This is a genomic window from Vibrio sp. 10N.222.49.C9, assembly GCF_041474985.1.
GTDB classification, from domain to species: domain Bacteria; phylum Pseudomonadota; class Gammaproteobacteria; order Enterobacterales; family Vibrionaceae; genus Vibrio; species Vibrio crassostreae_C.
Genome location: NZ_JBFRVD010000193.1, coordinates 1 through 280, shown reverse-complemented (window position 1 = coordinate 280; position 280 = coordinate 1). Strand labels below are relative to the sequence as shown.

General features: G+C 45.7%; 1 protein-coding gene. It reads right to left on the bottom strand.

Annotated elements, in window-relative coordinates:
• A partial coding sequence (locus AB4585_RS22705; RefSeq protein WP_372171067.1) for an HD domain-containing phosphohydrolase occupies nucleotides 1-280 on the bottom strand: 280 nt, incomplete at both ends.

The window sequence follows — 280 nt, the reverse complement described above, 5'->3', positions numbered from 1 at the left end:
TGATAGTACTGATAATATGCTCATTGATCTTAAATCTATCTTCAGCGGTTAGCGTGCCTTTGCGAATGATTAGATTGTAGACCTCCCCTCTGTTCGCGAGGTACTCAGGCACCTCCATCTTTATTTCAAAGCTTGGGTCATACTCAATCTTCGATGGATGTTTGTAGAGATGCTCAGCTTTATCTGCCAGCAAGGACTCAACGGCAGGAGTTACTGAGCGAATACCTCGAGACTCCAGACGTCGTTGCTCTTCTGGGGATAAGCCTAGCTGGTCATCTAA